The 20,475-nt window shown below is 46.3% G+C and carries 21 protein-coding genes; 16 read left to right on the top strand and 5 right to left on the bottom strand.

Annotation, left to right across the window (positions count from 1 at the left end; translation table 11 throughout):
- Nucleotides 1-73 precede the first annotated feature (73 nt).
- A complete protein-coding gene (locus tag H6F90_RS25800; protein ID WP_190554913.1) occupies nt 74-1,351 on the bottom strand; it encodes a hypothetical protein in 1,278 nt (425 codons plus the stop codon).
- A 203-nt stretch (nt 1,352-1,554) separates the two neighbouring features.
- On the opposite strand from H6F90_RS25800, the gene H6F90_RS25795 reads away from it, so the two are divergent.
- Both H6F90_RS25795 and H6F90_RS30900 read left to right on the top strand, forming a co-directional pair.
- A complete protein-coding gene (locus tag H6F90_RS25795) occupies nt 1,555-2,091 on the top strand; it encodes a phosphoribosyltransferase (RefSeq protein ID WP_190433484.1) in 537 nt (178 codons plus the stop codon).
- A 75-nt stretch (nt 2,092-2,166) separates the two neighbouring features.
- On the top strand, nt 2,167-2,598 hold the full coding sequence (locus H6F90_RS30900) for a hypothetical protein (protein ID WP_242024634.1): 432 nt from the start codon (nt 2,167-2,169) through the stop codon (nt 2,596-2,598).
- A 28-nt stretch (nt 2,599-2,626) separates the two neighbouring features.
- Here the strand turns inward: H6F90_RS30900 and H6F90_RS25785 are convergent, their stop codons facing one another.
- Nucleotides 2,627-3,589, bottom strand: coding sequence for an AEC family transporter (locus H6F90_RS25785; protein WP_190554912.1), 963 nt, complete (start codon nt 3,587-3,589; stop codon nt 2,627-2,629).
- Between the two features lie 113 nt (nt 3,590-3,702).
- Between H6F90_RS25785 and H6F90_RS25780 the strand changes: the two genes are divergently transcribed.
- The 7 genes from H6F90_RS25780 to H6F90_RS25750 all read left to right on the top strand — a co-directional run bounded on the left by H6F90_RS25780 (nt 3,703) and on the right by H6F90_RS25750 (nt 11,594).
- Complete coding sequence (locus H6F90_RS25780) at nt 3,703-4,515, top strand: D-alanyl-D-alanine carboxypeptidase family protein (RefSeq protein WP_242024633.1); 813 nt, start codon at nt 3,703-3,705, stop codon at nt 4,513-4,515.
- A 48-nt stretch (nt 4,516-4,563) separates the two neighbouring features.
- Nucleotides 4,564-5,271, top strand: coding sequence for an ATP-dependent Zn protease (locus H6F90_RS25775; protein ID WP_190554911.1), 708 nt, complete (start codon nt 4,564-4,566; stop codon nt 5,269-5,271).
- A 96-nt stretch (nt 5,272-5,367) separates the two neighbouring features.
- Entirely contained in the window at nt 5,368-5,826 is a 459-nt protein-coding gene (locus H6F90_RS25770) for a DEAD/DEAH box helicase (protein ID WP_190554910.1), read from the top strand.
- 99 nt (nt 5,827-5,925) lie between these two features.
- Nucleotides 5,926-7,329 (top strand): site-specific integrase, encoded by a 1,404-nt coding sequence (locus H6F90_RS25765; protein ID WP_190554909.1) that lies wholly within the window; start codon nt 5,926-5,928, stop codon nt 7,327-7,329.
- A 6-nt stretch (nt 7,330-7,335) separates the two neighbouring features.
- Nucleotides 7,336-9,525, top strand: a complete 2,190-nt coding sequence (locus H6F90_RS25760) for a site-specific integrase (RefSeq protein WP_190554908.1) — start codon at nt 7,336-7,338, stop codon at nt 9,523-9,525.
- Nucleotides 9,500-10,321 carry a hypothetical protein gene (locus tag H6F90_RS25755; protein ID WP_190554907.1) on the top strand — a complete coding sequence of 274 codons (822 nt, stop codon included), beginning with the start codon at nt 9,500-9,502 and terminating at the stop codon, nt 10,319-10,321. Before H6F90_RS25760 ends, H6F90_RS25755 begins: the two co-directional genes overlap by 26 nt.
- A 217-nt stretch (nt 10,322-10,538) precedes the next feature.
- Complete coding sequence (locus H6F90_RS25750; protein WP_190554906.1) at nt 10,539-11,594, top strand: hypothetical protein; 1,056 nt, start codon at nt 10,539-10,541, stop codon at nt 11,592-11,594.
- A 140-nt stretch (nt 11,595-11,734) separates the two neighbouring features.
- Here H6F90_RS25750 and H6F90_RS30895 read toward each other — a convergent pair whose 3' ends face one another.
- Nucleotides 11,735-11,956 carry a helix-turn-helix transcriptional regulator gene (locus tag H6F90_RS30895; protein WP_190554905.1) on the bottom strand — a complete coding sequence of 74 codons (222 nt, stop codon included), beginning with the start codon at nt 11,954-11,956 and terminating at the stop codon, nt 11,735-11,737.
- A 204-nt stretch (nt 11,957-12,160) separates the two neighbouring features.
- On the opposite strand from H6F90_RS30895, the gene H6F90_RS25740 reads away from it, so the two are divergent.
- The 4 genes from H6F90_RS25740 (at nt 12,161) to H6F90_RS25725 (ending at nt 14,093) form a co-directional block, all read left to right on the top strand.
- Nucleotides 12,161-12,367 (top strand): hypothetical protein, encoded by a 207-nt coding sequence (locus tag H6F90_RS25740; RefSeq protein ID WP_242024632.1) that lies wholly within the window; start codon nt 12,161-12,163, stop codon nt 12,365-12,367.
- On the top strand, nt 12,364-12,684 hold the full coding sequence (locus tag H6F90_RS25735; protein WP_190554904.1) for a helix-turn-helix domain-containing protein: 321 nt from the start codon (nt 12,364-12,366) through the stop codon (nt 12,682-12,684). Before H6F90_RS25740 ends, H6F90_RS25735 begins: the two co-directional genes overlap by 4 nt.
- Before the next feature lie 75 nt (nt 12,685-12,759).
- Nucleotides 12,760-13,416 (top strand): hypothetical protein, encoded by a 657-nt coding sequence (locus H6F90_RS25730; protein ID WP_190554903.1) that lies wholly within the window; start codon nt 12,760-12,762, stop codon nt 13,414-13,416.
- Nucleotides 13,413-14,093, top strand: coding sequence for a hypothetical protein (locus tag H6F90_RS25725; RefSeq protein ID WP_190554902.1), 681 nt, complete (start codon nt 13,413-13,415; stop codon nt 14,091-14,093). The genes H6F90_RS25730 and H6F90_RS25725 overlap by 4 nt, the downstream gene beginning before the upstream one ends.
- A gap of 163 nt (nt 14,094-14,256) precedes the next feature.
- On the opposite strand, the gene H6F90_RS25720 is transcribed toward H6F90_RS25725, so the two are convergent.
- Complete coding sequence (locus H6F90_RS25720; protein WP_199296178.1) at nt 14,257-15,285, bottom strand: radical SAM protein; 1,029 nt, start codon at nt 15,283-15,285, stop codon at nt 14,257-14,259.
- 321 nt (nt 15,286-15,606) lie between these two features.
- Between H6F90_RS25720 and tcmP the strand changes: the two genes are divergently transcribed.
- Entirely contained in the window at nt 15,607-16,947 is a 1,341-nt protein-coding gene (tcmP, locus tag H6F90_RS25715) for a three-Cys-motif partner protein TcmP (protein ID WP_190554901.1), read from the top strand.
- Between the two features lie 147 nt (nt 16,948-17,094).
- Here the strand turns inward: tcmP and H6F90_RS25710 are convergent, their stop codons facing one another.
- Nucleotides 17,095-17,460 carry a hypothetical protein gene (locus H6F90_RS25710; RefSeq protein WP_190554900.1) on the bottom strand — a complete coding sequence of 122 codons (366 nt, stop codon included), beginning with the start codon at nt 17,458-17,460 and terminating at the stop codon, nt 17,095-17,097.
- An 872-nt stretch (nt 17,461-18,332) separates the two neighbouring features.
- Between H6F90_RS25710 and H6F90_RS25705 the strand changes: the two genes are divergently transcribed.
- The gene (locus H6F90_RS25705) at nt 18,333-18,953 is read left to right on the top strand and encodes a hypothetical protein (protein WP_190554899.1); all 621 of its coding nucleotides are present in this window, start codon (nt 18,333-18,335) and stop codon (nt 18,951-18,953) included.
- 130 nt (nt 18,954-19,083) lie between these two features.
- On the top strand, nt 19,084-20,115 hold the full coding sequence (locus H6F90_RS25700; RefSeq protein ID WP_190554898.1) for a hypothetical protein: 1,032 nt from the start codon (nt 19,084-19,086) through the stop codon (nt 20,113-20,115).
- Nucleotides 20,116-20,475 lie beyond the last annotated feature (360 nt).

The raw sequence follows: 20,475 nt of genomic DNA, 5'->3' as shown, positions 1-20,475 counted from the left end.
GAGCAACCTTGGTATGGAATAAAACAAGATAACTATCCGAGCACCAAGGGTTTATCAAAACTATCAGAAACTATCAGATTTTCTGCGCTTTGGCACGATAAGTTAACGGTAAAACTAGACCTTTAGTTTTACGAGCGGGTCGCTCTAGGGCTTGGCTGAAGCTCAGTGTCCAAGTTTGAGTCGGAGAAGCTCGATAAATCCACTGAGCGTGAGGACAAACGCGAGATTGCCGAGTGACTATAGTAGACGCTAGCTCAGGAGTATTAAGCGCTTTAGTGTTTAGTACCTTTTGAGTGAATTCCAAATCGAGCATTAAGTAACCTGCGGTTCGCCATTGCTGAGCAAACCCAAACAACATATCTCCACCCTCTCCATTCCAGAGAGCGAGTGAGGTTCCTAAATCGTCATCAAAAGTCCGGGGATTAAAGAGACAAACATTTTGCTGGGGTAAGTCCGTGTAAGCTCGGCGCATTTTGCTAGCCGCATCCAAAGCAGCCAGGCGAAGATAAGGTTGGCGGATCGAGTACCAAAATTGTTGCAGTCCTGCGTGCTCAGGCTTACCTAGCAGACCCGTTCTTCGAATCAAGTCGGCAACTAACCAACTCTCCCAGGTCAATGCTGCTTGAAAAGACTGGCGGTAATCATGCTCCATTAGACGTTGCTGCCAAATGGGTGGTAACTGCTGCATTTTACGGAGGCTACCCGCTTGGATTTTAGTCATGATCAACGCCACGACTTGGCTGTTTAGCTCTGGGCGATCGCGCAAGCCTTGGGTCAACCTCCAACTTGCTTCCAGATTGGCGCTCGCTGCCTCGGTTTGGCCGAGTCGATTCTTCTCTAGAGCATCAATAGCCAGCAGACGTTGTAGCTTCACAAAGCCAGCAAAGTTCGGGCGAACTTGAGTTGCATTGGGGTGGGACATCACTGAGGCCCACTGAGGTACTTCACCTTGTAGCCCTTGCTGACGGATGGCATTCAGGGTATCGGCATGCACCCGTAGATATTTTTGTAAGGACTGGGGCAGCGGCTCCACTGCATCAGTGGCATCTTCTAACTGCTTGTCTAAAAATTCTTGCAGTTCTGCCTGAATCGCCTCAAATTGCTGGATTGCTGTTGGAGTTAGGCGATCGCTTTTGGCACCCAGCAGATTGATGCCTAACTTAGCGCTTAATACCTCTAGCTGCAAAGCCGTACGATTAGGAGCAGAATCAGCAAATCGAGTTGTAAAAACTTGCCACTGTTGCTGCGATTGTTTTTCTTGCTCAGCCGCAACCCAATTGGCAACCCATAGACAGGCGATCGGCAAACTAGCAAAGCCCAAACAAAGCCATAAAAGTATCTTTTTTCGCATCTGTACTTAGCCGTGGGCGAGCAGAAATTTCTGAGAGGTCAGCTTAGGATTCCCAGTGTCACCATTGTCCGTATGCGTCCCAAATTGAATTGTGATGGTAGGGTCGTGGCAAAAGGGAGACTAGCAAGCTCAGAAATTCCTGAGTGAGATGGGGTTAAGAGTTGTATCATGCTCTTCATTCTTACTGCTTAATTGAATCAATCATGGTGGATCTTCACGTTTCTTGGGCCGAGTATTATCAAAAAATTGAAGCATTAGCTGCTCAAATTCATCAGTCAAATTGGCAATTCAATCAGATTATTTGTCTAGCTAAAGGTGGTTTGCGCGTTGGTGATATTCTGTCGCGAATTTATAATCAACCTTTAGCAATTTTGGCCACTTCATCTTATGGTGGGCTGAACAATCAAGTGCGGGGTTCGATTACGTTCTCGCGTGACTTAACTATGACAACTGCCAATTTGGGTAGCCATATCTTACTAGTAGACGACCTGGTAGATTCTGGAGTGACCCTAGAGCGCACCTTAACTTGGCTCGATCGCAAATACGGTTTTTATGTAGAAGAAGTACGAACAGCGGTGCTTTGGTATAAGGCTTGTTCCACCGTTGCGCCGGATTATTACGTAGACTACTTGCTCGACAATCCTTGGATTCATCAGCCTTTTGAAAAGTATGAGCAAATGAACCCTAGTGAACTAGTAACTCCAGCGATCGCGCCTCCGGTTAATCGTCAAGCTCAATAAATGTCAGTAAGTTTCAGGAATTGGAGTTGCGAACTGTGAAGGGGCTACAAACCAGCTTGATAGACTGAAATCACAATGTCAGATAAAAAGCCGGACAAAAGGCCAGACAAAAGCGATCGCTTGGAGAAGCCAGCTGTGCCAGATCACGCGAGTCATATAAAGCGCTTAGGTGGGTACTTAGTCGAAGCTGGCTTGTTGTCACCTGGGCAGATAGATGTGGCCTTGAATGATCAAAAGCTAACTGGAATGCGCTTTGGTGACATCCTGGTGACAAGGGGCTGGGTCAAACAACAAACAATTGAGTATTTGATGCAGAAAGTAATTGTCCCAGAACGCCAAGCTTCATTACAAAGACGCAAGACTCAAACTCACATTTCACCAGATCAGGTAAATAAAGCATCCCAGTCTCCATCAGGCGCACCCAAAGAGAGCCGACGCGAAGTTCCAATTACTAAACCCTTACCAGCCGTCAACAGCAGTGGTGAAGACGTCAGTTGGGTGGGGTAAATGACCCATCCTGCTTAGCTAGCCAAGGCTACTGAAAGAGCCATAACCAAATGGGCAAAGTAAACAAGAGGCCCGTAGAACCCACTGCTAGAGCCGTGACAGCTAAGTCACGATCCAAATCATAGGCTTCAGCAATCACAAGGGTGGCGAAAGCAGGCGGCATGGCCATTTGCAACACAATAACTAACTGAGCAGGACCCTGAACCCCAACCAGCCATAGCCCTAATCCCAGGAGGAATGGCACTACTAACATTTTGATGCCAAGGCTAATAGAGGCAAGACGTAGACTGCGCCAAGAAGACAATTGGCTGAGTCGCATCCCAATCAAAATCAAGGACAGAGCTACATTGCTCCAAGCTGCTATCTGTAAACTTTGCTCTAAAAGCGGAGGTAAGGGCACTGCCCGAAACGTTAACCCCAACCCCAAACTCCAAAGGGCGGGATTTTTGCCGAGAGCTTGCGCTAGCCACCCATAAGGCTGCACCCCCATTCCGTAACGAGCCGCCATGACGACTCCTAGTCCGTAAGCTCCTATCGTGGTTCCTAAGAGATCGTAGAACAATGCCCAAGCAAAGTATTTGGACCCGACCAAAGTTAGGGTGACAGGATAGCCTAAATAACCTGTATTCCCGACCATAGCAGCGAGTATGAAGCTGCCTCGGGTGGGCTTACTCGGATTAGGCTCGTTTAGATCAGGTTTGCTCAGGGCTAGAGCCTGGGATTGTGGTTGGTGTTGCAACCAAAGCCAAGCCAGACCTGCACCCAAAAAAATTGCGGCCCAGGCAGTCACAGGGGCAATCCAAATCGGTCCACTCAAACTAGCGCGCCGCAAAAACGCCACAATGCTAATTGGCACCCCGATCCAGAAGAGAAACTTTCCTAGAATGCCCATAGTCGCTGGAGGTAGCCGCTGACCTAGAGCTAGCCCCAAAAATACCCATCCGATCAGGGGTAAATAAAGTTTTAGCAGGCTGATTCCGAGGCTAGGCATAGCGGGATCAAAGCAAAAAGACTGGACTGTCGATTGATCGGCTCCGGTCTACAATTTTTAATATTGCAATCGGTTTAGTTGTTATGCTGCGACCTCAAGGCAGGAGTTGAAATTTGAATAACCCCGATCTGCCTGGAAAACCACCGCAAGTTCCTGCATCATTGGGCGACATCCCGGAAGCAGTGCGGGAAACCCCAGAGATTCAACCCCAGCCTAAGCTGCCTCGACAATGGCTCATGGGAGCGGCAGGTGGGTTAGGCGCGATCGCGCTCTTAAGTAGTGTTTGGCTCGTCTCTCAATCTCAAAAGCCAGCCCCTTCTAGTCCAGGTGCTAATGCTACAGCCCCCTCACCCCAAACAGAGCCAACTGTCGGTCCGAATGGAGAGACTTTGTTGGGGCATTTGCCTTATCCAGAAGCACCTGCCGCAGAGCTAGAACCTCTGACAATGGATGGCAATATCAAGCTAAGGAAAGCAGCGGCAGCAGCCTTTGAGTCGATGGTAGCAGCAGCTCAAGCAGACGGTGTAGCACTCGTACCGATTTCGGGGTTTCGCTCCCTAGCAGACCAACAGCATGTCTTTTTTGATATCAAGGCAGAACGCGGGCAGGATGCGACCAAGCGAGCCGAGGTAAGTGCCCCACCGGGCTACAGCGAGCACCATACAGGCTATGCCATTGATGTTGGTGATGCTAATGCTCCAGAGACTAACTTGAGTACGAGCTTTGAAGAGACTACAGCTTTTCAGTGGCTCAAAAACAATGCTGTTCGCTATAACTTTGAGATTTCTTTTACCAAAAATAATCCTCAGAATGTGAGTTACGAGCCTTGGCATTGGCGCTTTGTAGGCGATCGCGCCAGCTTAGAAACTTTTTATAAGGCGAAAAATCTAGCACCTGCTCCTAGTAGCACCAGTAGCCCCCAGTAGTCTTGAGTAGTCTTGAGTAGTCCTTAACTTCATGGTTCTGTCAGCCGCATGAATCAAATCACGCTTAACTTGGTTGCTATTTCTGTGTTTACCGTGACGATGACCAGCCTCTTAGGGCCGCTCGTCCATCTCTCGCCCCTGGTGCCTGCGATCGCGGTAGTGGCGCTGATGAGCTTGGTCACGGTGGATCGCTTTGCTTGGCAAGGGACAGGTGGCACCTTGGTAGTAGATTGGTTTGCCAGGCGGTCCCCGGCCCATCGCGATCGCGTGATTCATCACGAAGCAGGACATTTTCTAGTCGCTTATTTGCTCAATATTCCAATCACAGGGTATGCCTTAAGTGCTTGGGATGCTTTTAAGCAAGGCCAAGCAGGTCAAGGCGGAGTCACCTTTGACTGTCAAGAACTAGATGCAGAGTTACAACAAGGCACCCTTTCCGCCCAACTCCTAGAGCGCTACTGTACGGTTTGGATGGCGGGAGGTGTGGCAGAAACACTGGTCTATGGCGATGCCGAGGGAGGCGCAGATGACCTGCGAAAGTTCCGTACTATTTGGGTCCAACTGCGCCGTCCACAGCGAGAAGGGCAAGAAAAAGAACGATGGGCTGTTCTAAAAGCTCGAAATTTATTGCAACAGCATCAAGAAGCTTATACAGCTTTGGTAGAAGCGTTAAAACAAAAATTGAATGTGGCCGAGTGCTACCGCATTTTGGAACAACATCGTCCGAACCTAGAAGCTACAGCGATCAATCCTTAGGTTCTCTGCTAGCTCGCAGCCGCAGCTCTAGTTCTGGGCATGCTAAGCCAGAGTGCGTTCCTGTACAGGTACAGGTATTCGATCGCGAGCGGAGTCATGAATTTAGTCCAACCCAGTCTTTGGAACCAAGCTCAGCAAACTTTAGAAGAGGTTTGGGGGTACTCTGCGTTTCGACCGCCACAAGCTGAAGTTGTGCAGAGCTTGTTGGCACAACGAGATTCCCTGAGCATCATGCCGACCGGGGGTGGCAAGTCAATTTGCTTTCAATTGCCAGCCTTGCTGCAACCTGGGTTGACGTTAGTGGTTTCTCCCTTAGTAGCGCTGATGGAGAACCAAGTACAAGAACTGCAACAACGCCGCCTGCCTGCGGCCCTGCTCCACAGCGAACTGCCGATTCGACAGCGCAAACAAACGCTGTGGGCACTAGAACAACAAAAGCTGCGGTTGCTGTACCTCTCGCCAGAAACTTTGCTGAGTCCCGCTGTCTGGGAGAGAATATGCCAACCAAACTTGAAAATCAATAGTTTGGTACTCGATGAGGCTCATTGTTGTTAGAAATGCAAAATTACATTAAAATCCTTAATCGCTTGTAAGCAAAGGCTTTTTCTATAAGCTAATAGCTTAAGATCGGGTTTAGTCTCGATGGTGTAGCTCATGGCAAGGGCATATCGATTGGTAGCTAGACCTGCGGAAGTGGATCATGGGCATCCGTTTATGGTTTACAACTGCCAGCAGCAGCTTCACTATCATCTGACTCGATTTAGCAAGTTCGCCATTAAGTCTCGTACATTCGCCACAGTCCGGGGCTATCTGTACGCACTTCTACCTTACTTTACCTGGCTCGACACAGATTCCAGACAGGTTCAGGCTCAGCGACACTGGCAAGAGCCTCCAGAGCAAGTGCGCTTTGCCGTGGACGACTATTTAACCCAGCATATGCGGTGCCAGATTGGGGAACACCCTCTTGGCTTTCAAATGGTTTACCGGACAGGAAAGACCCCCGCTGAAGTCCGCACCTTTTTAACCGCCCTCAAGTGCTTCTATAAGCTCATGAAGCTGAACGGGTACTATTCCCATCCCAATCCCTTGATTGACTCCTCAGCCAAGATTTTCGCGGCTCTGGAGGCCGAAAGAGAGGATGCTACCCAGACGCCCCGAATGCCGGACATTAGCGGGGTTGAAAAGCCTTCAACTAGAAAACGCTTAACCGATAGCTATTTCAAGCTGGAAAGCGATGAGTGGGTGCCCCAGGTAATTGATAACCCTAACTTTCACAAACTGATTCTAGAGGCAGGACAACAATTGCCCAATTGGGGTTTAAGGGAGGAGTGCGTTACCCGCATACTTTTTGAATCCGGCGGGCGGATTTCAGAAGTCGTAGGAGTAACCCTAGAAGATTGGATGAAGCTGGGGTTAAAACAAGAAATTAGCACTTTTAGTAAACGTAGCAGAGGCAGGCGGGTTAAAGTTTTAAAGATCTCAAACGACACTGCTAAACGGTTGCGGCGCTACTTTAATACAGAGCGGATTAAGTTTAGTCCGGATCGGTATACACTTTCCGACTATCAAGAGCAGGCAAGGCTGAAACAGGCGGATTTAAGCGAAGTTCCGCTTTTTCTAACCATGCAGCGTACACCATTCAGCCCTCAAAACTACCGCGACAACTACTGGAAGCCCGCTTGCGCTATTGCTGGCATTGAAGCTGATTTACATCAAGCCCGTCATTGGTACGTCACGAGTGCCATCCGACAAATTTATGCGATTGCTGGTGCTAACCACGGGGAAGTGGAACGTCTGAAACGAACACTCCAACAATACATGGCCTGGAGAAGTGACGACACCATTAAAGCTTACGACCACTTCTTTGACAGCCTTGCCCACGCAAAGATTCAAGACGCGGTTCATCAGCAAATGGATTGGGATCTTAACCAGCACTTAGATTCCGCAAAAACTGAACCGCCTCAATCCTTTGAAGTCCATACACAGGTTTCCGTACCCGTTTCATCGAATCCACCGCAAGATGAAGACTTCGATTATCTTCGCAGGATAGGAGGCTAGGCCAGAATGGTTGATTCAAAGCTCGACGATCAAACGGATGCTTGGCAACGCTTAGCGGGTAAAATCTCCCCGCTTATTCTACAAGCACCCAAAACGGGGGGAGACCCACTAGATAAGTGGACTAAGGTGCATGACAAACTGGTGTGCTATCTAGAGCGCAATGCTCTGGGCAAACCTTGGGCCGATCACCTGGCACTGATAACTGCTGTCATGATGGCTCATCATCTACAGGTCAATACCATTCTGGGTGCATTGAGATCCCTGAATAGTCGTTGGGACAACCTCTTTCCAGCTCTAGGGTTGCAAACCCTAGCGGATTGGGAGGGCAAGAAGCACATGCGGATGTATTTAGAGGTAGAAGTTCTACCTGAAGATAGCCCAGTCACCCGTGTAGGATTCTGGAGAAATTACAGAACGGCAGTTAACCATACCCATCGCTGGTTAAAGTCTCTCCCTGAGGCTGTTCAAGAGAATTATCGTCCCTTTATCCTGCCCTATATAGACTCTAGAGAGGTTGAAGGTCTCACCAGGGATAAAGAAATTCAAGAACGTCAACGGCAGAAGCGCAAGTCAGAAACCGATGCCCTAATGCCTCATTTCTTACGAATTCGTGCTCAGGCACATCTTCGCTACAACAAGATGTGTCGTCTTCGCTCCTGCTGGTTTCAAGCCCTTCAGACTATCGCTGAACAGAATTTGCCATTCCCCTTCGCCTTTTCCTACGAAGAGGGACAAGAGCGATTGCATTTTAAGGTATGGGATCGCCGCAGTTTTGTAATGGCCCATGCCTCTGATTACCATTCAAGAAGCGTTTGGAAGGCTGCTGAAGGAGTGGCAGCGTTTGCGGATGAACGGAATAGACCGTTCTTAGAATTTATCAAGGCAGAGCGTTTGAGTGATGAAGCTTCACCAGAAGGATTGTGGTTCGAGGACATGCTCCGTGTTGGGGTTGTTGGGCAGGCTGGACAACGGATTGAAGATCAAGAACTTGCAGAGAAACGGCAGTCTTGGCTGAGAAATTGGGGTTACGGGGAGGAAGGTTCGGATAAAATGTCCGCCCCGTTTAGAGTATCGGTTTCTGAAGTTCTGAGTTGGAGCCACAAGGATGCTGTATTCATTGCTCAGGCACAAATAAAAGCGAAAGGGGTTTTCATTCCTGTAGAAGCCTTTTATGTAGCTGCTGTGTTTGGGCTTCTAGCAGTGGAGTTATTCACGACAACCGGAATGCGTATCAATGAGCTTCTACAAGTTCGTCTCAGCAAAGATGCGTTTACCCGTGTCGAGATTCCACCGACTGCGGCGGGACAACCCCCTTCTTTTCGCCATGTCTTTCACTTAATTCCCAAGGGTGAACGTACAGACAAGCCACACGACTACTTCATTGCTCAAGAGACAACGCGCTTGCTGGTGAAAGTTGCCAAAATGTTGCAGGAATACTATGCGATCAACCTGGACAACGGTGAAAGTTTACCTGCTGTGCCGTTTAATCCTAGTCATAGCAGATCTCACCGATTCAGGGACGCACCCTACCTATTTCAATACAACTACACCCATTTCAGTGATCGCGACATTACCGCCTGTATTCGATTTCTGCTACATGGAATGGTATTCAAAACTAGGGAGGGCAAACTAGTTGTCTTGAAGGCACACTTACTGCGACACGGCTTTGCCAACCATGCCGTTCAGGTTGAGAAGGTGGCCATCGACATTGTAGGAAACTGGCTGCATCAGAAAAATCCAGACATCACTTGGTACTACGCACAGGCAACCGAAACCCAAATTTCAGAAGCTTCTGACCTGTTCTTGGCACGGCTATCTAGCTATTTCAACTTAGGAGAATTTATTACCCGCTCTCCGGAAGAGTTGCGGCAGCAGCGGGAAGACGCCCTTAAGCGGATTGGAACGCTAAACCCAGTAAACGGTGGAGACTGCACGTTTCATTCCCCTTGCATCCACGGGTTAACTTGCAACGGTTGCGTTCACAAAGTACCAGATCCCTCTAAACGCTATCAAGTGGAGAAAAAACTCAGCTGGGCACGAGAAGAATTGGAATTTTGTAACAAGGAAAATCTACGTCCTGAAGCTGAGCAACTGAAAGAGCTTATTCGTAGGTGTGAAGTTGAACTTCTAGAGATGGATCAAATTGAGCACTACCAGGAGGACGAAAACCGTGATGCTACCATCTGCATCGAGTAGTGAAGAATCGGAAGCTCCCCAGTGGTTACAGGAAAAGGTCTACAGCCCCAAGATGGAGCGTACTGTCCGGTTGGTTAAAGCCAGTGTGGACGCGCTAGTTCAAGCGAAACAAACGGTTTCTAAGGCTACTGTCGTGGCAAAGTCAAAAGAGCTTGACCCGGAAGGGCAAGGTGTATGTGCTAGCGCCATTAAACGTAATGCGGATGCCTTTGCTTATTACGAGAAACACCGGAGTTACAAGGAGCCTCAAGGAAGGCGTGTAGTTCCTGCAAAAGAATCCATTGAAACAGACTCGCTCCGGATTAAGCCTAATCGGGATGAAAACCGAGCACGGCAACGCTACTTAAAACTCACTAAAGAGCAGTTAGTAGCACGCCTCATTGTGGTCGAGAATGCCTTCGCTCAGCAGCAGGAATGCTGGAATCAAAATAATGACGAGCTACTCAGCCAGCTCTTAAAAGAAGAGGCCGAGATGAATGAGGAGTTTGACGAGTCTCAAATCGCTACTTCAGACGAAGCAACTCAAAAGCTGATTGCTGAGAATAAGCAGCTGAAAAGTGAAAAAAGAAAATGGCAGGCTGAGAAGAGAAAATTACAGGATCGCCTGCTGGGACAGGAGTCGCTAGAGGCTGAAAATGATGGACTAAAGCAGAAGAATGCTTTTTTGATGAATCAGTTGACTATTGCCACTGCTGAGCAGAGAGAGCGTGATGCCCAGCAATTCTCCAAAGCGCTCAAGGCATCTAAACAAGATAAACAAGTAGGAGCGGCGGAAATTTCGGATATACCCTTTTGAGTAACCGGATTAAGTGATCCGGTGGTAATACCCTTGAAAAGAATTTTGGGGTAAGATGCCCTTTAAGTGCAAAAGCGACCCCCTGTAAGGTTGGTCGCCTTGCATAGCTCAGTATCCCGGTAGCTCTATAGAGCAGGTTCTTGGCGGTTCCGCGCTCGAATACGAGCTACCTGGGTTACATCTACTCCAAATAATTAGGAGGCGGACTAGCATGATTATGCCTAGCCCCACGCTTGCCAGCATAAATGGTGCGGCTTTTGAGCGTCAAGGGGTACCATTTCTGCGTACTTTGGATACTTCCAGCGAGCTTGACGAGGAAGAATCAATTATCGCAACGCTAGAACCCAAACAGAGACTTTCAAGCCTTAGCGAGACTCGGCAGCGTGTCGTCAAAATTGTTCGTAAATTCCCAGGGATCGACGCTAAGACGCTTGGCGGCATCTTAGGTATATCAAGGTATGCTGCCCTTGCGCATCTAAAGAGTTTGGCCAACCCCGATAAAAATGTCCTTCAATCGGAAGAAGGCAATAAACCTAAGTCTGGGGCGAAAGCAACGCTTTATTTCTTCCTAGCAGAAGATATTTCAGCCGAACTAGTAGATGTTGTTCTGGGTGCAGGAGCCGTGGAATCCAATTTAGACATGGATGCTGGAAATTCTCAGCCCTTAAAGCCACGTACCCGTCCAGGCAAAAAAGTAATCTATGACTCCAGCGATCCTGCTTCATCGTTCGCAAACATGCTCCCTCCTACACAAGAGTTAGCTATAGCGATTGCAAAAGCTGGAGATAAGGGGAGTACTGTCAATGAACTTGAAAGTAGTACTGGACAAAAGACAAAAAGGCTTTATGAACGATTGAAGTTCTTGATGGAGCGTGAGCTAGCGAGTCGCAAAACCCTTCCTGGTTTCAGGAATCGCTATGCCTATATTGCTACTTCAACTCTCAAAACAATAGTTGAGCAGCTCCCCCAGGAACAGACAGACCTTCACCAAGCTACGCCTTCTTCTAACGTCGATACATGCGATCAGCCTTTAAGCCGTACTATGACAGTCCAATCATCCGAACCTTCTTCGATCCAAACCCCTGAAGATACTCTGTCTCAACTACAGCAAGACAACCAAGAAATATTTGAGGTTATGGCTGAGATGGCAAAGAAGCTCAAGGAGCTAGAAAATCGCTTTGAGAGCCTTGAGAGCGCTCTACGAAGTAAGCGTACTTTAAAGTCCGCAGACATTCGGGCGATTTTGAATTCCAATCCGAAACCTCTGAGCTAAACGGTGAGGCCAAGCTAATCTCACGTTTGCCTTTTCATAGGCGACAATGGCCCTCTACACCCCTTAGTCGGTGAGGAGGGTCATTGTTCACTCATTTGTATCAAGACGCTAATACATGGACTTAGACCCTAGCCGATACTCTAGTCAGTAAAGAGCTGAGCAATTGATATATCTAGTGCTTTTGCTAGCCTATTTATCATGTCTAGAGTAGGGTTTGCGTCGCCCCTTTCAAGATTAGAAATGTAAGTGCGGTGGAGTTCAGCTAGCTCTGCTAGCTTCTCTTGAGTAATATCTAATTCTCGCCGCCGTCGCCGGATGGCTTTACCAAAACGTTGCCGGATTTCTTGATCATTTTGCGTCACCGCATAATGCTGCTAGACGTTGCTCTAGTTTTCCACAGTCAGGCGACCAACTTTTGTCTGATTCAGTCTACAATTGACATATTCTCTTGCAACTGAGAAATGACTGCGGCGCGATCCTATTCGGCACGACTACTGCCAGAGGGTTTTCCTCATCAGATACCCCAGCCAAAGCTGAGGATCGGGGATCGTGTTAGCTGGCGACCCTTGCCAAGCCAGGACTTTGGTACTGTGACAGGGCTGCAATATGCCCCAGCAGAACACTTAAAGTCCTGGGCTTGGCGTTACTTAATTTGGCTTGACCCTCAATCACCTTCCTTCGCTTGGACTTGTACAGATACCGCTTGGGAAGCAGACTTAGAACTACTGGCTACCGCTCAGCGCAACACCACGATTGAGGTGGGGCAGGAGTGAGCCTACGAGACTTGGGACAACGAGAGATCGCTTTGCTGAAGCTCTACACTCGCTGCCAGTTGGGAATGTCACCGCAAGAGTTCTACGCCAAGTGGAGCGTGACCCATGCTCAGATGGCCCAAATCTGCGGTTGCTCTGAACCTACCGTTGATCGCTGGTTTGCCAGAGCTAAGAATTACCGTCCACCCGAAGCACTCTACCTGAGGCGACTGGCAGAAATGGATTTGCTATGGGAGTCATATGAGCAAATTCCTCCAGCATTGAGACAAGTGCTCTGCCCCCCAACCTCCGACAATGGACAAGAACCATCACCGTGATAGCAAAGGTTTGTCTGGGCTAGCTACAGCATTTACTGTGAGAACAGTCTATGGATTTCTAGTTCTCCAGTACCAATGACTATTCAAATCACCTTGGAGCATCGCCTGCTCCAGTTATCTCAGGAAGAACAGTCTATCGCTAAGATTGCGGCGACTCGGCACGCATCGCGGCTGCGATTTAAGGCGCTCTTAGCTAATCGGCGGTTTGCCTACACCCCAGTCGGTTCTTTCCAGCTTCGCAGAGACACTCTGAGGCGGATGGTGAGCAAGTACTCAGAGCAATTGGTGTACCGACCCCTCGAAGAAATGCAGTACTGGTTTACCTACTCCAGTGGTGCCTTCTTAGAGCCTGGGTATCCACCCTTGTTCTACAGCAGGACTGAACAGCGGCGCATGACGGCTAATAAGAGCGCCGTGGCAGGGATTGGTGAGGGGATCGCCGGATTCCTAGCTCAACGGTACTACCAATGTCGCAAGTTGGCCCGCCCTAACCATGACTACCCAGATATTGTCATGCAGGGGAATGGAAATACTTACCTGATTGAGGCGAAGGCAACCACTGACTCAACTCTAGGAATCAAACAGGTGCTAGAGGACGAGCTGGTTCGGATGGCAGGTTACATTTCTGCTTGCGCTGAACTAGACACTCGGCCTGTGGTGGGGATTTTAGTCGGCACCGCTTTGATGAGTGAGACAGACTACCGCTGCTACATTACTGAGGTGGCTTTATGAGATTCAAACTGCTGTCTCAAGAAGAGTTCATCCTACAGAACGTCGTAGACCTGATTCAAAGCTCAGTGGTACGAGAATCGCAAACGTGCAGTAGTGCAGTTGAGTTTGGCTTAACTGAGCTAGTCAAAGAGCAGATGCGTCGGATCGCGCAAGAAAACAACACCCAGCGCTGGGGCGATGCCTTAGAGTTGGCAATCCTAGATGTTCGCCAAAAAGTAGAGGGGCGTTTAGCTGAGCGCCACATTCGCTTTGACCTCAAACCCCATCTTGGGGGAATAGAAACTGCCCTGAAGTATCCAGGTAAAGAAATCACTTACCTCCAAGACAGGCTGGCCCAGTCTAGAAGAACGAACAGAATTGGAAAGCGCAATAGGATTGCTGAGGCAGCTCAGACTCCGTTTGAGATCACAGAGGTCGGGCTGCAAAATTCAATAGAGGCTCTGATCGCTGCTCCAGTGGGCAAAGTGTACGAGTTGAATCTGGAAGAAGTGAGGCGATCTTATGAGGTAGAAGGGGAGTGGTTCCCCTTTCAGGTTGCTGTTGAAGAGTTTGAATTTGTAGTTGATGATGACGGGACAGTTTTTATCTCGACTGAGAACTTTCCTGAAAAGCTTGTTCTAGAGGCACGAGAAATGCTTGTAGGTTTGGCAAAGCGATTATATATACACTCAGCCTAAGTTGTTCAACTTAGCATTTCTTTTGAAAGGTAATTGCCCCTCAAAGTACATTGAATATACTAAATTTACTTTGTCAGCGAGATTTACTGCGTTTGTTCAGATGAGGAAGCAACTTCTTGTATCTGCATCTCATTTGGAAGCTGAAATTTAGGTCAAACTAAACCTATTCGATTTCTGATTTAGCAAAAAGGGATAACTGTACATGGTTTTTTAGGAAGGGTCTGTTACCGTCTGGAAGATACTCTTCACTGTCCCAAGTTTCTACAGTTGGTCTATGCCACCAGTAGTTTAAGAGTGATTCATTAACAGCTCCGGTTAAATCTCGGTCTGGCCATATGTGAAGGCGATCTATGCAACCAACTCTTTCTGCTGCCTCTTCAATATCGCCCCATTGCCTAATAAAGTACTCTACCCAAGGCCCTCTACCCATCACAGACTGAGCAAATTCCAAACCAGCTGCTAGCATTCTTTTTCCATTTGTCCCACGGGCATTAATAGGTTCCCAGAAAATAACTTCGGGATTGATCGCCATAACTTTGTCAAGATGCTGGACAAAATTTTGGAGGGTCATTTCTGGTGGTGTAGGGGCAACAGCGACATATAGTCGGCAACCATGCTTAGCTCCCTCTAGAAGTGCCTTGTAACGTGCTGTTGGTGGAGGAGAATTAGGCTCAATCTGGCGGCTTAGCTCATCCTCTATGTAGGGAAGGCTCATACCTATAGTGACGTTAGGGTTGGCTAAAACATCTAGATCATTTAGCCAGAGAGGACTACGAGTCAGAAGCCTTACCCGTTTTCCGTATTTGAGTAGAATCTCTATAGTTCTGCGGGTAATAGCTCCTACTTCCTTATTTTGGTAAGGATCGGTTCCTGAGCAGAGTAAGACTACTCCCCGACCAGCAGGTGTTTCATACCAAGTTCTCTTTCGACTTAACTTTTCTTCTAGCTTTTCAGGTACTCCCTCACGGATTAGAAGGTACTTACCCCAATCCATCTGGGGGTTATCTATTCCACTTTCCTTAAGATGAGACTGTCTTGCTCTAATAACTGGAGTCGAGGGTACGTAACAAAATGTACATCCGTGTAGACAACCTGACGCTACGTTAATGACATAGTCACACAGACCTTTCTTACTAAGGGCGCTTTCTTGGAGTGGATTAACAACCTTTTCAGTGCCTCTTATAATAGGCATAAGTAGTACATTGATACCATGGGTTAATCTTAGTTTAAACCTTTAAAGAATACCAGGTTTAAGATCTGTAGAATTCAATCTAAGAGATGAACTTTACGGAAAGTCTAAAAATAAGTATCAAAACTGCATCTATACTTAACAGAACTGTTCTCTAATTCTATTATTTGCGATTAGAATCGTATACAACTGAAGTGTTATTTCAGTTTGAGTACTAAATCTTACTTAAAACTAGACTTTTATTAGAATCTTATTCTTCTTGGAATTAAGTAAATATTAGTTGACACATCGGCTCTACATATAGACTACTTACGGAAAGGTTGAATGAGTAAGGAGAACAACTGTTATTGGAGTGCTGATGGTAGCCACTTACCTAATGTGCATGCACATACCAAGGTTAAGCACAGAGTACTAGAGAACTATGTTCAGAACTGGATAGAAACTCTAACTGGCCATGGAGCACACGGCGCTAAAACTGTGACTCTAATTGATGGTTTTTGTGGCGGAGGGATGTACAAAGATGCAGACGGCCTTTGGGAAGGTTCGTCAATACGCATGCTTCAAAAAGTTCAAGAGGGCTTAGATAATGTAAGGCTTCGTAAGCCATGGCATGAACTAGATGCTGAATTTATATTTATTGATAATAAAAAAGCTCATACTAAGTGTTTAGAACTGCAACTAAAAGATGCTGGATTTGAGCATCTTTTAGTTAATGGCAAATGCAAAATATTAACTGGAAGATTTGAAAAGCATTTGGAATATTGCTTAAATCGAGTAAAGGAGAGGGGAGGATACTCATTCTTTTTCTTAGATCCTTTTGGCTTAGATATTTCTCCATCAATTGTTAGAGAAATTCTTCGCCTGGGACGCTCAGAAGTGCTTTTTAATCACATGCTTTCTGGCTTGGTTCGAATTCTCAAGAGAAGAGAAGATCGGTATAAAAACTTTTTTGAAGATTTTGAAGCGGATGAATACTACCGAGATATTGCTGATCAGGACGATTTTAGGTTAAAGCAAGCTTATCTTAGAAATGAAGCACTGAACATTTTTAGAACTGAGGGAGAAGCTAAGTTTGCTCATACATTTGCTCTAATGTCTAATCCTAAGAGTGTCCTTTATTATCTTATTCATCTTTCTGGAAATCCAACTGCCTTGAGTGTTATGAGGAACACGACCTGGCTGCAAAATAACTTAGAATATCAATTTCATTATGGAGTTTATGGACTTGGGTACAGAACTCTAGATGACATTGCTAATAACCTAACAATTTATAATATTGAAGAACAAAACGTTAGGCTTTGTGTTGATAGGCTTGCTAATCAATTAATGGAGTTTATCACTGAGGAGGGTGATACTGCTTTTAACAAGTTGTATTGCTCGACAATACAAGAAAATCCTGCAACTAAGCAGCTGTACTTTCAAGCAATAAATCTTTTGCAGGATGAAGGCGATCTTATAGCCTTTAGAGAAGGAAAACACACGGATAGCAGAAGAATTGAAAACAAGGATATTATCAAGCGAGCTAGATTTAAGCAGACTTTTCTTCTGGATAACCAATACAAACAGAAGAGTGCAAAACAAAAAAAATCTCGCGTAAACTCTCAAAAGTCTGAAAAAGTTATTGTGATCCCTGACCAAGAGCAATTAAAGCTTCTTGATCTCTAATTTTTTTAAGAAGCACAAGAACACAAATCAGTTTAGCTCTATAAGAGGTGGATAGGAGGTGTCAGCAGCCAGCATTAGTAGCTATGAGGTTGCGATCAATCGGGTCAATCTTTTAGTTCAAGCCGCCACCACCTCATCAAGTTCCTTTTATATTGAGTCATCCTTCCAGTCACAGAGCGGACAGTCCCAATGAACTTTTAGATCTTCGTAGGGAATGCTGATCTCGCACTGTGGGCATCGGCCTGTAAAAAGTGGATGCGTATCGAGTAGAGCTAGCTTTTCTAAACGTGACCATCGCTGTTGTGGAGTCACAACCAGCTCGCCGTTATAGTAGCTAGCTCCTTCTGGTTCCCAAAGTTCTTCTGGTTTTGCCATAGGATCGCGTTGAAAGTCGAGACAAGAATTACTGCTCACACCCCCTGGATGCAAAGTGCAGACTAAGAATGGGGTATGGGCATAGAAAATGCAGCGATCACATTCTGGTAGCTTACACCTGATAGTGAGTTCACTCATGCTACGACTCCAGCTTTTAAGCTTGAATAACGTCAGAACTTGCTCCAAGATGCCCCAGCATCACGCTCTAAAAACATTAGTGTCCAACGTGATTGCTTCAACACCGTATGTCAAGCGTTTAAGGATTTATGGATTGCTGAGGCAAAAGCTCTTACCTGGCTTGAGAAACTTTGGTGTTGTCTTTTAGCCTGACAGGTCAACCCATCCAAAAACAGGCCAAGCTGCTTGATAGGTAGTCAAGAACTATGCCGTCAATAGCACTTTGTAAAGTGAACAAAAGCTATCAAGGACTTTTAGCTGAAAATTCTGTAATTTCCAGTCTGGCTTGGCTTGAAGGAAGTTAGAGAGTGGGTCGCACTATGAAATCGATATACTACAATAAGCGTTAGGTTGCATTCCTCTCAAGGAACTGTTCAAGCAACTGCAAGATAAGAAAGTGAGTTATGACGCTAGAGCTTGACTGGTAAAACGCTATATCTAGCGTGGTATTCACAAAGTCTCTTGGAATGCTTACACTAGAGGAAACTGTACCACTACTGTACCAACTCAATTGGAGGGCTTGCTCACTTGCCAAAGGCTTGTGCTACTGTAAAAAATTAAGGCGACTGAAACCAGATGAGAAATCAAAAGGAATCAGCCGCCTTGATATAAATCTTTAGATTTGAGTGGCTCATAGCAAACCAATGAATGCGCCGAGCTGGGAAACTTGGGAACGCAGTTTTAGGTTTTGCTAGAGCCTTCTACCCCTTCTAAGCTAAAGGAGGCAGTTTTACTGCATCAATTTTAAACACAAAGCGAACTCAGGGTCAATTCGCAAAACGTCATACCGCAGACCTGTTATCCCTGAGAAACAGGCAGAGAAGGAGCCAAGAATGTCCCCCGAATCTTCTCAGAGTAAGGCTCCCAACAAATCTATACTCCGCACAAAACTCTCGGTTTTTGGTGAAACCACTCTAAAAGTGCTGTTATATATCAGTGAATCTGAGGGAATTGGCACAACCGAACTCAGCAAAGCAATACCACTCTCTAGAGGGCAAACCCGTAAGCATGCTGGAAAGCTCGAAGAATCTAGCTTCATAGTTCGACAAGAGATCCCGCACCCTAATAAGGGAATGCCTCCCAAATACACCTACTGTCTCAATCCTGATTTAAGTAGGAAGCAACTCCAAGAAGTTGTACGTGAAAGGCTTACTGAATTAGCAAGCAAAGCAGCAGTTAAACCTGTAAAGCTGGGCGATTCCAGCAAGGTATCAACACTAATGGGTGAATCTAAAGCACCAGAACCGAATAAAAACAAGCCTATTCAACCCGCTGTTGCTCCAGATCTAGCAGTGGAGGATTCTTCAATGCGTTCGACTGCAAAGCGACTTCTAGACAACTATCCTGCTTTTGATTCTTTGTGGTCTCAAGAAGTTCAAGAGAAGTGGTTCAGCACTCTCGAAACTCTTACTAGGGTAGCTTCCTTAGAGCAGAACGAATCAGAGTCTCTCTAGAGCAGCAAGGTAAAAGGACCACGAAGTTTCAATCACTCTGGAATAGAGCAATTTCTATATCCTTGCTTTGCGCTGTCCAAAAATGTTCTAAGCACACCTGAAAAATCGTTATTAATTTACGAGGGCTGAAATGGGTAAAGCTGAGCGATGCCAAATCATGCAAAAAATCCAGAATGAGCGCAATTCTTTTGTGATTTCGTATGTCACAAGCACTCGTCAGGGTTTAGAAGTCCAAATGGCTATGGATTCTGTTAGAAAGATTTATGAGCATCTCCGCCTGATTACAACTCCTAAGTCTGAAACGAAAATTGATTTATTTCTTTATAGCAATGGTGGTGATGGGACTGTACCTTGGCGGTTAGTAACTCTTATTCGGGAGTACACGAATAATTTTTCTGTTCTCATTCCGCATCGTGCTTTTAGTGCCGCCACACTTACGGCGTTGGGTGCTGATAAAGTTTTGATGCATCCAATGGGTATGCTAGGCCCCACCGATCCAACGGTAGTCAATCCTTTTAATCCGCGTGACCATCTGAATCAGCCACTTGGAATTAGTGTGGAAGATGTGACTGCCTATATCGCACTTGTTAAAGAAGATGTAGGAATTCACCACGAGGATGAGTTGGTTCAGGCATTCAATAAGTTAGCGGATCAAGTACATCCGTTAGCTCTTGGAAATGTTAAACGTTCGCTCTCGCAGTCCAGAATGATGGCAAAAAAGTTGCTGTACCTTCATATGGACTTAAAAAAAGATGAACATAAGATCAATGAGATCGTTGACGGATTAACATCCAAGCTCTTTTTCCACGGGCACCCGATCAATCGCAACGAAGCCAAAGAGCAAATCGGATTACCAACTATTGAGTTTCCGTCTTCTTCTTTAGAGGAGCTAATGTGGGAGCTTTACTTAGACTACGAACATGAAATTCACATGGAGGAACCTTTCAACCCAGCTATGGAGTGGAGTACTCAGTTCCCAACAGCTCAGGCTGGACACCTACCAGTTTTGACTACGAAGGAAACGGCAAAACTGGTTTACGTTGAGAGTGCTGCACGTACAGATATATACACCTGCGATTATCAAATAGTTGGACAGAAATCACCTGAAGGCATTGTTCAAGCTACATTTCTTCTTCAGAACGGCGGTTGGTCTGTTGAATAAAGTTTAGTTGAGCTAAAATTAAAGACTTGATAGACTCTACCTTGTGGTCTTGACCCTCTCCTCCACAAAAGCTATCTTTAAGTGAGAGAAGGGACTCCTATGCTTGTATTACAACAGTCGGTTGATAACCACACTTCATTTACTTTGATGCCTGTAACCAATACTGGCAAAATTTCTTCCTCTGTTGTGCCTGAACGGTTTAGCAGCACTTCAAAACCACAGCAAACTTCGATCTTAGCTTCTGATTTCAGTTCCACTAGTCAGCCTCGTCTGTCTACTATGGTATCTTGCGAAACTCGAATCAAGCATTAATGTTAGCCAATTAGGCACAGCTGCATTTTTGTTCATGCCTTTTATTAC

Origin of the sequence: Trichocoleus sp. FACHB-591 (genome assembly GCF_014695845.1) — a bacterium.
GTDB lineage: Bacteria > Cyanobacteriota > Cyanobacteriia > FACHB-46 > FACHB-46 > Trichocoleus.
This window is presented reverse-complemented; position numbering and strand designations above follow the sequence as displayed.

What these genes read in the sequence shown, in the direction of transcription:
- H6F90_RS25720 (WP_199296178.1), bottom strand. Translation starts at nt 15,285, where the DNA reads ATGCCTATTATAAGAGGCACTGAAAAGGTTGTTAATCCACTCCAAGAA.
- H6F90_RS25700 (WP_190554898.1), top strand. Translation starts at nt 19,084, where the DNA reads ATGGGTAAAGCTGAGCGATGCCAAATCATGCAAAAAATCCAGAATGAG.
- H6F90_RS25785 (WP_190554912.1), bottom strand. Translation starts at nt 3,589, where the DNA reads ATGCCTAGCCTCGGAATCAGCCTGCTAAAACTTTATTTACCCCTGATC.
- tcmP (WP_190554901.1), top strand. Translation starts at nt 15,607, where the DNA reads ATGAGTAAGGAGAACAACTGTTATTGGAGTGCTGATGGTAGCCACTTA.
- H6F90_RS25800 (WP_190554913.1), bottom strand. Translation starts at nt 1,351, where the DNA reads ATGCGAAAAAAGATACTTTTATGGCTTTGTTTGGGCTTTGCTAGTTTG.
- H6F90_RS25760 (WP_190554908.1), top strand. Translation starts at nt 7,336, where the DNA reads ATGGTTGATTCAAAGCTCGACGATCAAACGGATGCTTGGCAACGCTTA.
- H6F90_RS25730 (WP_190554903.1), top strand. Translation starts at nt 12,760, where the DNA reads ATGACTATTCAAATCACCTTGGAGCATCGCCTGCTCCAGTTATCTCAG.
- H6F90_RS25765 (WP_190554909.1), top strand. Translation starts at nt 5,926, where the DNA reads ATGGCAAGGGCATATCGATTGGTAGCTAGACCTGCGGAAGTGGATCAT.
- H6F90_RS25770 (WP_190554910.1), top strand. Translation starts at nt 5,368, where the DNA reads ATGAATTTAGTCCAACCCAGTCTTTGGAACCAAGCTCAGCAAACTTTA.
- H6F90_RS25750 (WP_190554906.1), top strand. Translation starts at nt 10,539, where the DNA reads ATGCCTAGCCCCACGCTTGCCAGCATAAATGGTGCGGCTTTTGAGCGT.
- H6F90_RS25705 (WP_190554899.1), top strand. Translation starts at nt 18,333, where the DNA reads ATGTCCCCCGAATCTTCTCAGAGTAAGGCTCCCAACAAATCTATACTC.
- H6F90_RS25710 (WP_190554900.1), bottom strand. Translation starts at nt 17,460, where the DNA reads ATGAGTGAACTCACTATCAGGTGTAAGCTACCAGAATGTGATCGCTGC.
- H6F90_RS25725 (WP_190554902.1), top strand. Translation starts at nt 13,413, where the DNA reads ATGAGATTCAAACTGCTGTCTCAAGAAGAGTTCATCCTACAGAACGTC.
- H6F90_RS30900 (WP_242024634.1), top strand. Translation starts at nt 2,167, where the DNA reads ATGTCAGATAAAAAGCCGGACAAAAGGCCAGACAAAAGCGATCGCTTG.
- H6F90_RS25795 (WP_190433484.1), top strand. Translation starts at nt 1,555, where the DNA reads ATGGTGGATCTTCACGTTTCTTGGGCCGAGTATTATCAAAAAATTGAA.
- H6F90_RS25775 (WP_190554911.1), top strand. Translation starts at nt 4,564, where the DNA reads ATGAATCAAATCACGCTTAACTTGGTTGCTATTTCTGTGTTTACCGTG.